Origin of the sequence: Nocardioides sp. SYSU D00038, from assembly GCF_016924665.1 — a bacterium.
Taxonomy (GTDB): domain Bacteria; phylum Actinomycetota; class Actinomycetes; order Propionibacteriales; family Nocardioidaceae; genus Nocardioides.
This window is the reverse complement of record NZ_JAFFJT010000031.1, coordinates 71,762-85,792: the sequence shown is the minus strand read 5'-3', so window position 1 is coordinate 85,792 and position 14,031 is coordinate 71,762. Positions and strand designations below refer to the sequence as shown.

The 14,031-nt window shown below is 71.8% G+C and carries 16 protein-coding genes; 7 read left to right on the top strand and 9 right to left on the bottom strand.

The window, feature by feature from the left end:
- Positions 1-11 precede the first annotated feature (11 nt).
- The 4 genes from JT721_RS18410 (at position 12) to JT721_RS18395 (ending at position 3,521) form a co-directional block, all read left to right on the top strand.
- Positions 12-1,238 (top strand): Ig-like domain-containing protein, encoded by a 1,227-nt coding sequence (locus JT721_RS18410; RefSeq protein WP_205474737.1) that lies wholly within the window; start codon positions 12-14, stop codon positions 1,236-1,238.
- A gap of 47 nt (positions 1,239-1,285) precedes the next feature.
- A complete protein-coding gene (locus tag JT721_RS18405; RefSeq protein ID WP_205474736.1) occupies positions 1,286-1,789 on the top strand; it encodes a hypothetical protein in 504 nt (167 codons plus the stop codon).
- A 26-nt stretch (positions 1,790-1,815) separates the two neighbouring features.
- Entirely contained in the window at positions 1,816-2,652 is an 837-nt protein-coding gene (locus JT721_RS18400; protein WP_205474735.1) for a hypothetical protein, read from the top strand.
- Positions 2,653-3,221: 569 nt separating this feature from the next.
- On the top strand, positions 3,222-3,521 hold the full coding sequence (locus JT721_RS18395; RefSeq protein WP_205474791.1) for a GIY-YIG nuclease family protein: 300 nt from the start codon (positions 3,222-3,224) through the stop codon (positions 3,519-3,521).
- A gap of 106 nt (positions 3,522-3,627) precedes the next feature.
- On the opposite strand, the gene JT721_RS18390 is transcribed toward JT721_RS18395, so the two are convergent.
- Genes JT721_RS18390 through JT721_RS18370 form a run of 5 tightly spaced genes read right to left on the bottom strand, consistent with a single transcriptional unit; the run spans position 3,628 to position 9,034 of the window.
- The gene (locus tag JT721_RS18390) at positions 3,628-4,689 is read right to left on the bottom strand and encodes an LLM class flavin-dependent oxidoreductase (protein WP_205474734.1); all 1,062 of its coding nucleotides are present in this window, start codon (positions 4,687-4,689) and stop codon (positions 3,628-3,630) included.
- On the bottom strand, positions 4,679-6,412 hold the full coding sequence (locus tag JT721_RS18385) for a cytochrome bc complex cytochrome b subunit (protein ID WP_205474732.1): 1,734 nt from the start codon (positions 6,410-6,412) through the stop codon (positions 4,679-4,681). Before JT721_RS18385 ends, JT721_RS18390 begins: the two co-directional genes overlap by 11 nt.
- Complete coding sequence (locus tag JT721_RS18380) at positions 6,409-7,518, bottom strand: ubiquinol-cytochrome c reductase iron-sulfur subunit (protein ID WP_205474729.1); 1,110 nt, start codon at positions 7,516-7,518, stop codon at positions 6,409-6,411. Before JT721_RS18380 ends, JT721_RS18385 begins: the two co-directional genes overlap by 4 nt.
- Entirely contained in the window at positions 7,515-8,387 is an 873-nt protein-coding gene (locus JT721_RS18375) for a c-type cytochrome (protein ID WP_205474728.1), read from the bottom strand. Before JT721_RS18375 ends, JT721_RS18380 begins: the two co-directional genes overlap by 4 nt.
- A 26-nt stretch (positions 8,388-8,413) precedes the next feature.
- On the bottom strand, positions 8,414-9,034 hold the full coding sequence (locus JT721_RS18370) for a heme-copper oxidase subunit III (RefSeq protein ID WP_307828137.1): 621 nt from the start codon (positions 9,032-9,034) through the stop codon (positions 8,414-8,416).
- A 97-nt stretch (positions 9,035-9,131) separates the two neighbouring features.
- On the opposite strand from JT721_RS18370, the gene JT721_RS18365 reads away from it, so the two are divergent.
- Positions 9,132-10,133, top strand: a complete 1,002-nt coding sequence (locus tag JT721_RS18365; protein ID WP_307828133.1) for a cytochrome c oxidase assembly protein — start codon at positions 9,132-9,134, stop codon at positions 10,131-10,133.
- Here the strand turns inward: JT721_RS18365 and JT721_RS18360 are convergent.
- Positions 10,066-10,560, bottom strand: coding sequence for a hypothetical protein (locus JT721_RS18360; RefSeq protein WP_205474726.1), 495 nt, complete (start codon positions 10,558-10,560; stop codon positions 10,066-10,068). The genes JT721_RS18365 and JT721_RS18360 overlap by 68 nt on opposite strands.
- Before the next feature lie 39 nt (positions 10,561-10,599).
- Between JT721_RS18360 and JT721_RS18355 the strand changes: the two genes are divergently transcribed.
- Both JT721_RS18355 and trpD read left to right on the top strand, forming a co-directional pair.
- Positions 10,600-11,022, top strand: a complete 423-nt coding sequence (locus tag JT721_RS18355) for a response regulator transcription factor (protein WP_205474725.1) — start codon at positions 10,600-10,602, stop codon at positions 11,020-11,022.
- Positions 11,023-11,038: 16 nt separating this feature from the next.
- A complete protein-coding gene (trpD, locus tag JT721_RS18350) occupies positions 11,039-12,064 on the top strand; it encodes an anthranilate phosphoribosyltransferase (RefSeq protein ID WP_205474724.1) in 1,026 nt (341 codons plus the stop codon).
- A gap of 7 nt (positions 12,065-12,071) precedes the next feature.
- Here trpD and JT721_RS18345 read toward each other — a convergent pair whose 3' ends face one another.
- From JT721_RS18345 to JT721_RS18335, 3 genes are all read right to left on the bottom strand, one after another.
- On the bottom strand, positions 12,072-12,698 hold the full coding sequence (locus tag JT721_RS18345; RefSeq protein ID WP_205474721.1) for a YgjV family protein: 627 nt from the start codon (positions 12,696-12,698) through the stop codon (positions 12,072-12,074).
- A gap of 77 nt (positions 12,699-12,775) precedes the next feature.
- Positions 12,776-13,141 carry a DUF2304 domain-containing protein gene (locus JT721_RS18340; RefSeq protein ID WP_205474720.1) on the bottom strand — a complete coding sequence of 122 codons (366 nt, stop codon included), beginning with the start codon at positions 13,139-13,141 and terminating at the stop codon, positions 12,776-12,778.
- Complete coding sequence (locus tag JT721_RS18335; protein ID WP_205474719.1) at positions 13,138-13,878, bottom strand: glycosyltransferase family 2 protein; 741 nt, start codon at positions 13,876-13,878, stop codon at positions 13,138-13,140. Before JT721_RS18335 ends, JT721_RS18340 begins: the two co-directional genes overlap by 4 nt.
- Positions 13,879-14,031: the final 153 nt, after the last annotated feature.

Sequence of the window (14,031 nt, the reverse complement as noted above, 5' to 3'; positions counted from 1 at the left end):
GAGTCCCACAGATGACGGTAAGGACGCCTGCTCGGCGCCGACTCGCGGCAGCGACGGCGGTCCTGCTCGGGCTGACCCTGCTGACCGCCTGCGACGCGGGCTCCGCCCTCTCCGGCGACGACTCCGGCAGCGACTCGGACGCGCCGGGTGCCTCGGAGAGCCCCGAGGTGCCGGAGGCGACGATCACCGCCAACGTGCGGCGAGGCGCGAAGGCGGTCGGGGTCGACCGGCTGGTCGAGGTCCGCGCCGTCGACGGCACGCTGACCGGGGTGACGGTGCGCGGCACCGGCGACGCACCGCCGGTCGAGGGCACGCTGGCCGGCGACGGCAGCCGCTGGTCGGCCTCCGACCGGCTGGAGCCGGGCACCCGCTACACCATCGAGGCGCGACTCCAGGACGGCGCAGGCTCGGCCGTGACCCGCCGCCAGCGGTTCACCACCCGGGCGCTGACGCTCGACGAGCAGACCTACCCGACCATCGCCCCGCTCGCCGGCGAGACCGTCGGTGTGGGGATGCCGGTCGTCGTCCAGTTCGACCTGCCCGTAGCCGACAAGGCCGCGATGGAGCGGCAGATGAAGGTGACCTCGTCTCCGCAGCAGCCGGGGGCCTGGCGCTGGTTCTCCGACAACGAGGCCCGGTGGCGGCCGAAGAAGTACTGGAAGCCCGGCACCGAGGTGACCGTCGACGTCGACGTCAACGGGGTCGACGCCGGCAACGGCATCTACGGCCAGGAGAGCCGCCGGATCGCCTTCGACATCGGCGACTCCCACGTCTACAAGGTCGACGCCCGCACGCACCAGATGAAGGTCTTCGCCAACGGCAAGCTGCTGCGCACCCTGCCGACCACCACCGGCAAGCCGGGCTTCACCACCCGCTCCGGCACCAAGGTGATCATCGAGAAGTTCGACGCGCGGCGGATGAACTCCGAGACCGTCGGCATCCCCGCCGACAGCGCCGAGGCCTACGACATCGACAACGTGCAGTGGGCGATGCGGCTGACCTTCTCGGGCGAGTTCATCCACGCCGCCCCGTGGTCGGTGGGCTCGCAGGGCTACGCCAACGTCTCCCACGGCTGCACCGGCCTGAGCACCGCCAACGCCGACTGGCTCTACCACCTCTCCCAGCGCGGTGACGTCGTCGAGTACACCGGCACCGACCGGCCGATGACCCTCGAGAACGGCTACGGCGACTGGAACCTGCCCTTCCGCGAGTACAAGCGGGGCTCCGCGCTGGGCTGACGCGCGCCCGGGGGATTGAAGGCAAAGAACCTGGGTAGGGAGCGGGCATGACCCTCCTATCCCCGAGGTCCCGGGTGCCCGCTCGACGGCTGCGCCCCGGCCTCCTCCTCGCCCTCCTGCCCCTCCTCGCCGGGCTGGGCGTCGTGGTGCCGGCCGCGCCGGCGTCCGCGGCCCCGCAGAGCATCATCCTGAGCACCAACGGCGACGCGACGCCGTACGTCGAGGCCGGCGGGATGATCTCGTTCCCCCGGCGCGGCACCTTCAAGATCACCCGTGGCTACACCTGGGACCGCTGTGACGGCGGCGGCGACGGCCACGGCGCCTACCTCAAGGCGTTCGTCGGGCTGACCGGCCCGAAGAAGTTCGTGCAGAAGAAGCTCGGCATCATCGCCAAGGACGACGACGGCTGCAGCTTCAACCCGGTCACCTTCCCGACCTTCAAGCGCAGCTACGCCAAGAACATCCGCTACGTCACCCTCCGCCTCTGCGAGATCAACGCCAGCAAGGCGCCGACCTGCCTGCGCTACCAGGAGAAGACGTACCGCCCGTGAGCCCCCACCCCACCGAGGAGCACCCCATGCGTCGTACCACCCTGCTCGCCCGCGCGACCGGGCTGGCCCTGGGCGTCACCGCCCTGGGCGCCACCCTGCTCGCGCCGGTCACCACCACCGCTAGCGCCGAGCCGGCCGCCGCCCGAGCCGACTCGAGCCGGACCACCCTGGCCGACCAGGCCCGCGCCGACCGGCTCTCCAAGAAGATCTTCCGGCTCCAGCAGCGCGGGCTCCGCGGCGCCCGCCTCGACCGGGCGATCGAGGGTCTCGGCCTGCGCAAGGTCGACAACCTGGCGCCCCCGCCCCGGCTGGCTCGCTCGGGCCGCAACGACGTCAACGTGATGCCGCCGAAGTACTTCAAGGACGAGGGCGGCCGCGGCTACTGGATCGGTGCCTACACCTGGCTCAACGACGACTACACCGAGGACGAGTCGCCGTCGTGCAGCCTGCCGATCTACGACGGCTGCAAGCTGCCGGGACGGGACGCGTTCGGCATCGCCTTCAACAAGGTGCTCGACGTGACCGGCTACTCCGCGACGTTCGGCTGGCGCGACGGCGGCGGCACCCGCACCCTCAAGGCGTGGGAGCGCAACCGCTGGGGTGTCGCGTTCCGCAAGACCGACATCGTCGACCACCGCGAGAGCCCCGACGACTTCAACATGTACCAGGGCAACGTGCTGGTGATGACCAAGGGCCGCCCCTGCGGCGTCACCGGCGCCTGGACCAAGTACGCCCACACCTGGTCGAACAAGGACCTCAAGGGGGTCACGGTCGCCCTCGGCGACATCAGCTACACCTTCTCCGGCACCGGCGGCAAGTGGCAGGTCGTCTCCCAGCCCGGCCGCAACCGCAAGAAATGCTGACCTGATCGCCGCTGGTTGAGGAGGGCCGGAGGCCCGTCTCGAAACCCGGTGGGCCGAGCGTCGGCCGCCGCTGGTTGAGGAGGGCCGAAGGCCCGTCTCGAAACCCCGTGAGCCGGGAGTCGGTCCCGGGGCACGGGAGGGCGTTCGTCCTGCTGGGTTTCGAGACGCTTGGTGCGCAAGCTTCCCCACTGGCGGTTGGGGCGGCTGCCGATGGTTGAGGAGGGCCGAAGGCCCGTCTCGAAACCCGGTGAGCCGGGAGTCGGTCCGGGGCACGGGAGGGCGTTCGTCCTGCTGGGTTTCGAGACGCTTGGTGCGCAGGCTCCCCCACTGGCGGTTGGGGCGGCTGCCGATGGTTGAGGAGGGCCGAGGGCCCGTCTCGAAACCCGGTGGGCCGAGGTCGGTCCTGGGTACGGGTGGGCGTGCGCCCTGGTGAATGTCGAGACGTTGCTGCGCGAGCTCCTCGACCAGCGAGGAGACCGGCTTGGTGCACGGCCGTCCACAGGTAGCGGGAGTCGTCGTTTCGAAGCCACGGGGCACCGGGCACCACCGGTCCATGCCCTGGGGTTTACATCCTCGAGTGCGCCGACGGCTCCTTCTACGTCGGCAGCACGACCGACCTCGACGGTCGGGTCTCCCAGCACCAGGACGGCCTCGGTGCGTCGTACACGCGCCGTCGTGGCCGGCGTCCCGTCGTGCTGGCCTGGGCCGCGGACTTCGCGCGGATCGACGAGGCGTACGCGTTCGAGAAGCGGGTCCAGGGCTGGAACCGGGCCAAGCGGATCGCCCTCATCGAGGGTCGGTTCGAGGACCTGCCCGGGCTGTCCTCGCGTGCCTGGCGGCACGTCCGGGCCCGAGCCACCGGTGGTTGAGGAAGGCCGAAGGCCCGTCTCGAAACGCCGTGGGCCGGGGGGTCGCCTGTTGGTGCGGAAGGGCGTTCGTCTCACCGGGTTTCGAGACGCTTGCTGCGCAAGCTCCTCAACCAGCGGCGGCGGCGAGGAGCTCGCGAACGCGGGGGGCGACCTCGGTGCCGTAGAGCTCGATGCAGTGCATCAGCTGGGGGTGGGGGAGGGGGCCGTTGCTGTACTTGAGGTCGAAGCGGGAGAGGCCCAGGGTGCGGACGGTGGTGGCGATCCGCTGGGCCACGGTCTCGGGGGAGCCGACGTAGAGGGAGCCGGCGTCGGCCTCGGCCTCGAACTGCTCGCGGGTGGCGGGCGGCCAGCCGCGCTCGCGGCCGATCCGGTCGCGGTTGGCCTTGAAGTGGGGGAAGAGCAGCTCGCGGGCCTCGGCGTCGGTGTCCCAGACGAACCCCGGGGAGTGGACGCCGATCGGCAGCTGCTCCTCGGCGCCCAGCTCGGTCAGCGCCCGCCGGTAGAGGTCGGTGTACGGCGCGAACCGGGCGGGGTCGCCGCCGATCACGGCCAGCATCAGCGGGATGCGGTAGCGGGCGGCGCGGACGACCGACTCCGGCGAGCCGCCGACGCCGATCCAGGCGCGCAGGGAGCCGCGCTCGGTGCGCGGGTGCACCTGGGTCGCCTCCAGGGGACGGCGGGTGGTGCCCTGCCAGGAGACCGGCTGCTCCGAGCGGAGCGCGGCGAACAGGTCGAGCTTCTCGCTGAACAGAACCTCGTAGTCGGCCAGGTCGAAGCCGAACAGGGGGAAGGACTCGGTGAACGAGCCGCGGCCCAGCGTCACCTCGGCCCGGCCGCTCGAGAGTGCGTCGAGGGTCGCGAACCGCTCGTAGACCCGCACCGGGTCGTCGGAGCTGAGCACGGTGACCGCGGTGCCGAGCAGGATCCGCTCGGTGCGCGAGGCGAGCGCGGCCAGCACCACGTCGGGCGCGGAGACCGCGAAGTCGTCGCGGTGGTGCTCTCCGATCCCGAACGCGTCGACGCCCACCCGGTCGGCGAGCGCCCCCTCTTCCAGGAGGTTGCGCAGCACCTGGGCATGGGGGAGCGGCGTGCCCGACTCGTCGAGCGTCACGTCGCCGAACGTGTCGAGCCCGAGCTGGACGACGTAGGCGTCGTGGTCAGTGCCCACCGGGCAGCGCGTCGCGGTCCCGCGACTCCAGCTCGTGGTCGGCGTGGTGGTCGGCGTGGTGGTCGGCGTCGTGGTCGGCGTGGTGGTGGGCGGCCTCGAGCTCCTGGCGCGTGGGCGGCTGCACGTTGTCGGCGTACATCAGCGTGCGCAGCCGCTGCCGCAGGCCGGAGAGGCGACCCGAGCTCGGGTCCTCGAGACCGTTGGCGTCGACCGTCGACTCCGGCGCGGTGACGTCGGGGTCGCGGTCACGCGCGGTGAGCGTGTAGGCGCGCGACTCGCTGACCGGCAGGTGGCGCTCGGAGTAGCCGCCCTCGGGCGACCGCATGATGACGCCGGTCTCGTAGCCGTGGAGGAGCACCTCCTCGTCCTTGCGCTGCAGCGAGATGCACCAACGCCGGGTGATGATGAACGCGATCACCGGTCCGACGAACACCGCGACCCGCATGAAGTAGGTGATCTGGTTGATCGACAGGTCGAGCAGGATGGCGATGATGTCGTTGCCACCGGCCGCCCACATGAGGCCGTAGAAGGTCATCAGCGCGACCATCGTGGCGGTGCGGGTCGGGGCGTTGCGCGGCCGCTGGAGCAGGTGGTGGTCGCGCTTGTCGCCGGTGATCCACGACTCGACGAACGGCAGCAGCAGCAGGATCGTGAACATCAGGCCGGGCAGCACGATGATCGGCAGGAAGACGTTCCACGACAGCGTGTGGCCGAACAGGTGGGTCTCCAGGCCCGGCATGATCCGCAGCGCGCCGTCGGGCCAGCCCATGTACCAGTCCGGCTGGGAGCCGGCCGTCACCTTCGACGGGTCGTAGGGCCCGTAGAGCCAGACCGGGTTCAGCGTGAGGAGACCGCCCATCAGCGCGATCACGCCGAAGACGATGAAGAAGAACCCGCCCGCCTTCGCGGCGTAGACCGGGAGCATCGGGAAGCCGACGACGTTCTCCTCGGTGCGGCCGGGGCCGGCCCACTGGGTGTGCTTGTGGTAGACGAGCAGCAGCATGTGGGCGGCGATCAGGGCCAGCAGCAGGCCCGGGATCAGCAGCACGTGGACGGTGTAGAGCCGCGGGATGATCGACTCGCCCGGGAACTCGCCGCCGAAGAGGAAGAAGCTCATGTAGGAGCCCACGACCGGCATCGACTTCATGAAGCCGTCGGCGGCCCGGATGCCGGTGCCGGACAGCAGGTCGTCGGGCAGGGAGTAGCCGGTGAAGCCCTCCAGGGTGCCGAGGAGCAGCAGCAGGCAGCCGATCACCCAGTTGAGCTCACGGGGCTTGCGGTGGGCACCGGTGAAGTAGACCCGGAGCAGGTGGATCATCATCGAGGCGATGAAGATCATCGCGGCCCAGTGGTGCATCTGGCGCATCAGCAGGCCACCGCGCACGTCGAACGACAGCTTCAGGCTCGAGGCGTAGGCCTCGGACATGTGGATGCCGCGGAGCGCGTCGTAGGAGCCGTTGTACTGGACCTCGCCCATGCTGGGGTTGAACCACAGGGTGAGGAACACGCCGCTGAGGAGCAGCACGACGAAGCTCCACAGCGCGATCTCGCCGAGCATGAAGGACCAGTGGTCGGGGAAGACCTTGCGCAGGTTCTTCTTCATCGCCGTGGCGAGGCCCAGGCGGTCGTCAGCCCACTCGGCCACCGCGCCCGCCCTGCCGGGCTTCTTGGCGATCGCTGCCGAGGAGTTGCTGGTCGCCACCTTGCTGGTGTCGATGCTCATGCGGAGTCACCTTCTCCGGGGATCTTCGACGTGTCTGCCTGGGAGTCACGCTCCCAGTAGCTGGGCCCCACCGGCTCCGTGAAGTCGCTCTGCGCGACGAGGTAGCCCTCCTCGTCGACCGCCAGCGGGAGCTGGGGGAGTGGCCGCGCGGCCGGGCCGAAGACCACCTTCGCCGCGTCGGCGAGGTCGAACGTCGACTGGTGGCACGGGCACAGCAGGTGGTGGGTCTTGCGCTCGTTGAGCGAGATCGGGCACCCGACGTGGGTGCAGATCTTGGAGTAGCAGAGGATGCCGTCGACGTCCCAGTTCTCGCGCCCCGGGCCCGGGTTGTTGTCCTCGGGATCCATCCGGATCAGCACCACGGCGCCCTTGGACTTGGCGACCTGGAGCTCGACCCCCTCGATGAGCGGGTGGCCCTCCTCATCGACCTCGAAGATCGCCGCCGGCTCGGCATTGAACAGGTCGCCGATCTCGACGTCGGCCGGACGGATCGGGGTGCCGACGACGTCGCGCACGACCCGCATGCCCTTGGTCCAGATGGTGCGCTCGAGCCCGGCGCCCTCGACGCCGGACTCGGCGACCTGGTTGGGCGTGGGGCCGAGGTCGCGCAGCAGCACCACCGCCGGCGCGAGCATGAAGAAACCGGCACCGCCGATGCCGAACAGCACCAGCTTGCGGCGCCCGATCCCGGACTCCTCGAGGCCGAGGTTGAGCGCCTCGAGGGTGGCGGCGCGGTCCTCGTCGGAGGAACGGGCCGGGTGGCGCATCTCGATGATCTCGTGGTCGCCCATCAGCTTGCGGGCCCACTGGATGATGCCGATGCCGAAGAACAGCAGGGTGCCGCCGAGAGCCGCGCCGAGCGCGAGCGTGGAGGCGCCCATGCCGAGGAACGTCGTGTGGTTGTCGCCGATGTCGAGGCTGAAGTAGGCGACGACGAACAGCACGGCGCAGACCATGGACAGGCCGAACAGCCCGGCGACCTGGCGCTCGGCGCGCTTCTCGGCCGCGGGGTCGACGTCGGTGGGCCGCCAGGCGTGCTCGGGCAGGCCCGGGTCGTCGATCGGCCGATCGGCCGGGACCGGCAGGGTGTCGTGGGAGTCGGTCACGCCGTCTCGCCCTTCTTCTTGCTCGAACGCGTGGTGTGCGCGGCGATCCACACCGCGAAGGCGACCAGGGCGCCGATGCCGCCCAGCCAGGCGAACAGGCCCTCCGAGACCGGACCGAGGCCGCCAAGGGTGAAGCCGCCGTAGTTGGGCTGCTCGCGCAGGTTCATCAGGTAGGCGATGACGTCGCGCTTCTCCTCGGGCGAGAGGTTGCCGTTGGAGAAGGAGTCCATCTGGCCCGGGCCGGTGAGCATCGCCTCGTAGATGTGCTCGGGCGTGGTGTTGCTCAGGTCGGGCGCCGCACCGCCGCGAGGCATGGCACCGCCCTTGCCGTTGAAGTTGTGGCAGGCCGTGCAGTTGGTGAGGAAGATCTGTCCACCGCGGACGATGGCCTGCTCGCGCTCCTCGTCGTCGAGGCCGTCGAGGCTGTAGTCCTCGGGCGAAGGGACCGCCGGGCCGGGGCCGAGCGAGGCGACGAAGGCGGCGACCGCCTCGGTCTCGTCCTCGTCGAGCTCCTCGGGCTTGGTGGGGGCCTGGGCGCCCGGCTGGGCCATCGGCATCCGGCCGGTGCCGACCTGGAAGTCGACCGCCGCCGCGCCGACGCCGACCAGCGAGGGGCCGAGGATGTTGCCGTTGAGGGTCTCGAGGCCCTCGCCGTTCTGGCCGTGGCAGAAGGCGCAGCTGACCAGGAAGAGCTCGCGGCCCTCGGCGATCAGCTCGGCGTCGGTGCGGGTCTCGTCGGCGCTGGCCGGCGCCAGGCCGGCGTAGAGGCCGCCCGAGACCAGCAGGCCGAGCAGGAGGAGGACCAGGCCCGCGACGGGGCCGCGACGGTGTCGCGACAGCCGGCCGACGGAGCGGTTGAGGAAGCGCACGATTGTCCCTTGGGTTGGTCGGGCGGTCACTTGACCAGGTAGATCGTGGCGAACAGCCCGATCCAGACGACGTCGACGAAGTGCCAGTAGTAGGAGACGACCACGGCGCTGACCGCCTGCTCGTGGGTGAAGCGTCGGGCGAGGTAGGTGCGGCCCAGGACGAAGAGGAAGGCGATCAGGCCGCCGGTCACGTGGATGCCGTGGAAGCCGGTGGTGAGGTAGAACATCGAGCCGTAGGCCGAGCTCTGGATCGTCACGTCCTCCTGCACGAGCGTGGCGTACTCGGTGGCCTGGCCGGCGATGAAGATCGCGCCCATGACGTAGGTCAGGATGAACCACTCGCGCAGGCCCCAGCCCCGCACGTCGAGCAGCGACCCGGTGCGGCCCACCTGTCCGCGCTCGGCGGCGAACACGCCGAGCTGGCAGGTCAGCGACGACAGCACCAGGATCGTGGTGTTGACCGAGGCGAACGGGATGTTCAGCAGGTCCGTGTTCTGCTGCCACAGGTCGGAGCTGACCGACCGGATCGTGAAGTACGACGCGAACAGGGCCGCGAAGAACATCAGCTCGCTGGAGAGCCAGATGATGGTCCCCACGCTGACCATGTCCGGTCGGCCGTGCTGCCCGTGGAGCCGGGATGCCGGGATCGTCGAAGCCGCTGCTGTCGCCACGCGCTCATTATGTCTTGGCTCGATCCGGAGGGCACCCCGACCCCCGGGTTTGGCGCGTCATAAACTTCACAAGGTGGTCGTCCCGCTGCTGAGCCCCCTCGCCGCGGCCGGCGGCGACCTCCCGGAGTGGGGCTGGGGCCGCATCGTCACCGAGTGGGGCCTGGCCCCGGTGCCGTTCGTCGTGGCCGTCTGGGCGGGTGGTCTCTACCTCGTGGGCGTGCGCTCGCTGCACCGCCGCGGCGACGCCTGGCCGGTCGGTCGCACGCTGGCCTTCGTCGGCCTCGGACTGGGCTCGTTCGTCTTCGCCACGACGTCCGGGCTGGCGGCCTACGACGAGACCCTGCTCAGCGTCCACATGGTCCAGCACATGCTGCTCTCGATGGTGGTGCCGCTGGCGCTGGCGCTGGGCGCACCGGTCACCCTGGCGCTGCGCACGCTGCCGGCGGCGCCGCGCCGCTGGCTGCTCGCCGTCCTGCACTCTCGGGTGGCCCGGGTGCTGTCGTTCCCGCCGCTGACCTTCCTCGTCTACGTCGTCTCGCCGTGGGCGCTCTACTACACCGGCTGGTACGACGCCTCGCTCGACTCGGCATGGGTGCACGAGGCGATGCACTTCCACCTGGTCGCCGTGGGCGCCCTGTTCTTCTGGCCGCTCATGGGCATCGACCCGGTGCCGGGCCGGGTCGGCTACCCGTTCCGGGTGCTGCTGACCGTGCTGACGCTGCCGTTCCACGCCTTCCTCGGCGTCACGATCATGGGCCAGGAGACGCTGATCGGCGAGCAGCACTACCTCGCGCTGCGCGAGGGGCCGATGGGTCGGTGGCTGCCGGACGCCCTCGACGACCAGCACCTCGCCGGCGGCATCCTGTGGGGCTCCGGCGACCTGATCGGGTTGATCTTCTTCGGGGTGCTGTTCGCCCAGTGGGTGCGCTCGTCGCTGAAGGAGGCCGAGCGCGAGGACCGCCGGCTCGACCGCATCGAGGCACGGGAGCGGGCCGCGAGCGTGGGGGTCAGTGACCGACCGGCTGACCGGTCGGCTGATCGGTCCAGCGGACCAGCCGCCGGTGGCGGTGGCTGAACAGCGCCCCGACCACCCGGCACGCCACCGCCCCGAGAGGGGCCCAGCGCGGCTCGAGCGTGAGCCGGTCGACGACCTCGCAGCGAGCCGCGTCGACCTCGACGACGGAGCGCTCGTGCTCCCAGCGGCGCAGGGAGAGCATGGTCGAGCGCTCGTGGAACGATCGCGCTCCCACCGAGACCAGCGTCATCGCGTCGTACTCCACGGGCAGCACGCCGAGCAGCAGCAGCCAGGCCCGGCCGAGCGGCCGGCCGACGAGGGCGTCGCCCTCGGCGATGCTGCGGCCGCGCAGCCCCGGCGGCACCGTCATCACCAGCACCGGGCGCAGCTCGTCCGCGATGCCCTCCGGCGTCGTGACCCGCGCCCACACCTGCGCCGCCGGGCGCGGCAGCACGACCCGACGCTCGACGACGAGGGGGACCACCACGCCCCGAACGCTAGCGGGCAGTCGCGGTAGCATCGCCCCGTGAGCGACACGACCGCGAAGCCCGCCCCGCTGAAGGTGCTCGTCTACAGCGACGACGTCGACACCCGCCAGCAGGTCATCCTGGCGCTGGGCCGCCGTCCCCACCCCGACCTCCCCGAGCTGGAGTACGTCGAGGTGGCGACCGAGCCGGTCGTCATCCAGAACATGGACGCCGGGGGCATCGCGCTGGCGATCCTCGACGGCGAGGCGGTCCCGGCCGGCGGGATGGGCATCGCCAAGCAGCTCAAGGACGAGATCTACCAGTGCCCGCCGGTGGTCGTGCTGACCGGCCGCCCGCAGGACGCCTGGCTGGCCACCTGGTCGCGCGCCGAGGCCGCGGTCTCCCACCCGATCGACCCGATCCGGCTGGCCGAGACCGTCGTGGGACTGCTCCGCGCGCGCGTGCCCGCCCCCACGGCCTGACGACCGGCTGACGCGCATGGCCAGCTGGCCCGAGGTGCTCGGCGCGCTCGTCGCGGGTGCCGACCTCACCGACGACCAGGCCCGGTGGGCGATGGGCGAGATCCTCTCCGGCGAGGCGAGCCCCGCCCAGATCGCCGGCTTCGCGGTGGCGTTGCGGGCCAAGGGCGAGACCATCGCCGAGATGACCGGGCTGGTCGCGGCGATGTTCGAGGTCGCGACCCCGATCACGGTGCCCGGTCGGCTGCTCGACGTCGTCGGCACCGGCGGCGACCGCTCGATGTCGGTCAACATCTCCACCATGGCCGCGATCGTGGCTGCCGGTGCGGGGGCGCGCGTGGCCAAGCACGGCAACCGCTCGGCCTCCTCGCAGTCCGGCTCCGCCGACGTGCTCGAGGCCCTCGGCATCCGCCTGGACCTGCCGGCCGACCGGGTGGCCGCTCTGGTCGACGAGGCCGGCATCACCTTCTGCTTCGCGGCCGCCTTCCACCCCGCGCTGCGCCACGCCGGCGGCCCGCGCCGCGAGCTCGGCATCGGCACGGCGTTCAACTTCCTCGGTCCGCTGGCCAACCCCACCCGCCCGCAGGCCAACGCGATCGGCTGCGCCGACCCGCGGATGGCGCCGGTGATGGCCGGCGTCTACGCCGCCCGGGGTGTCGACGCCTGGGTGTTCCGTGGCGACGACGGGCTCGACGAGCTGACCACCACCACGACCTCGTCGGTGTGGGTGGTCCACGACGGCGAGGTGACCACGGCCCGGGTCGACCCGGCGGCGTACGGCCTCGCGCCTGCCACCACCGCCGACCTGCGCGGCGGCGACGTCGCCCACAACGCCGACGTGGTGCGCCGGGTGCTGGCCGGCGAGACCGGTCCGGTGCGCGACGCCGTCGTGCTCAACGCCGGCGCGGCCCTGGCCGTGCACGACGCACCGGGAGCGCCGGTCGAGGAGTCGCTCGCCACCGGGGTGGGCCGGGCCGCCGAGGCGATCGACAGCGGGGCCGCCGCCGCGACGCTGGAGAAGTGGGTCGCGGCCTCCTCGGGCTAGCGGACGGCTAGAGGTCGAGGACCCAGTGGTCGCCGTCGCGACGGAAGCCGAGGCGGTCGTAGTAGGCGCCCACCATGCCGGGCGGCGTGACCACCCGCCGCAGGCCGAGATCACGCAGGACGGTGCTGTGCCGCCACACGAACTCGCCCGGGGTGAAGTCGCGGTAGCGCGGCGTCACGTAGTCGAGGCGCACCCGGGCGACGTCGCCGTCGGCGTCGAGCAGCACCACGCCGACGGTCTCGTCGCCGCGCAGCACCACGAACGCGTGGTCCGCCGGGTCAGCGGCCGGCCAGGTGAAGTCGGGCTGGAAGCGCGCGACGTCGGCGCCGTGCACGCCGAGGACGTGCGCGAGGTAGTGGTCGTCGATGCCGACCTCCACCACCGAGAACGCCGCCTGGTCGTGACGGTCGCGCGTCAGCCGCACCAGGAACCAGATGTTGATGAGGGCGAGCACGACGTTCATGCCGACCATCGGCCAGACGCCGATGGCGGCGTTGAAGACGACGAGGATCACGCAGGCGACGAGGTTGTAGGTGCGGAAGCGCAGCACCCGGGCCTGGAGCAGCGAGAAGACCAGCAGCGCGCTGCCGCCCCAGCCGAGGATGTCGAGCCAGTGCTCGCCGAGCCAGTTCACCGGGGAATGGTAGTCACGGCCCGCGCGGGGAGCGGCACCGACGCGGCGGCCCGCCCGGCCGTCCCGCGCCGCGGGGCTCAGCGTCGCGGGGTGAGCCGGCGGTTGGTCTCGTGTGCGTCGGGGTCGGCCTCGTGGAGGGCGACCCGCCGCGCCAGCTCCACGTAGCGGTCGTGCATCTCGCCCAGGCGCAGGTAGAGCGAGATCGACACGAACAGGAAGGTGACGACCAGCAGGTAGAGCACCAGGTCGGTGCCGCGACCGACGCCGACGGCGCGGGCGACCTCAGTGACGGTGGCCGGGAACAGCACGGCCACCACCCCCGCAGCGAGGACGCCGAGCGTGAGTGCCCGCCGCACCAGCAGGCTCAGCGCCGTACGACGGCCGCGCACCAGGGTGACCGCCGCCCCGGCGAGCGCGGCCACCAGGATCAGCTTGATGATCATGCGGCGGCCCGGAGCCGGTCGACGACGAGGTCGAAGACGATGTTGAGGGCGTTCCAGCCGCGCTGGCCCTTGGCACGGCTGTAGTCGGTGTAGCGGATCGTCACCGGGTGCTCGGCGTAGCTGTAGCCGCCCCGGGCCACCTGTCCGAGGATCTCGCTGGCGTGGGACATCCCGTGCAGCCGCAGCCGGAGTCCGGCGGCCGCGTCGCGGCGCAGCACCCGCAGCCCGTTGTGGGCGTCGGTGACGTCCAGCCCGGTGGTCGACCGGGTGAAGCGGACGGCGGCCCGCAGCAGCCGGCGGCGGCCCGCCGGCACGTCGCTGAGGGTGGCGAGGAAGCGCGAGCCCAGCACCACCTGGAGGCCCTCGGCCCGGGCCAGCCGCACCATCGCCTCGGCGTCGGCCAGCGAGTGCTGCCCGTCGGCGTCGTAGGTCACGACGTAGTCGACGCCGGGCTGGGCGAGCGCGTAGCGGATGCCGGTCTCGAGGGCGGCGCCCTGCCCGAGGTTGACCGGGTGGCGCACGACGTCGGCGCCGGCGGCGGCGGCCAGGGTCGCGCTCGCGTCGCGGGAGCCGTCGTCGACGCACACGACCCGGTCGAACCGGCCGCGCAGCTCGGCGACGACCGAGGCGATCACTCCCGCCTCGTCGTACATCGGCACGACGACGCAGGTGTCGTGGTTGCCGGGCACGACGACCGGCTCGGCGTCGCGCGGACGCGGCGTTGCTGTGGGGACCATCCGGTCACTCCCTCTCCCTGACCCCGGACGCGCGACCCTCACCGCGTGCCACGGGATCTCCCTGTCGGCAGGCTAGGGGCGGGGCGGGGCCCTCGGCGGCGTCGCCGGCCAACTCCGACCGAGCGGCCGTGCCGGCATGGCCCGTTCGGGCCA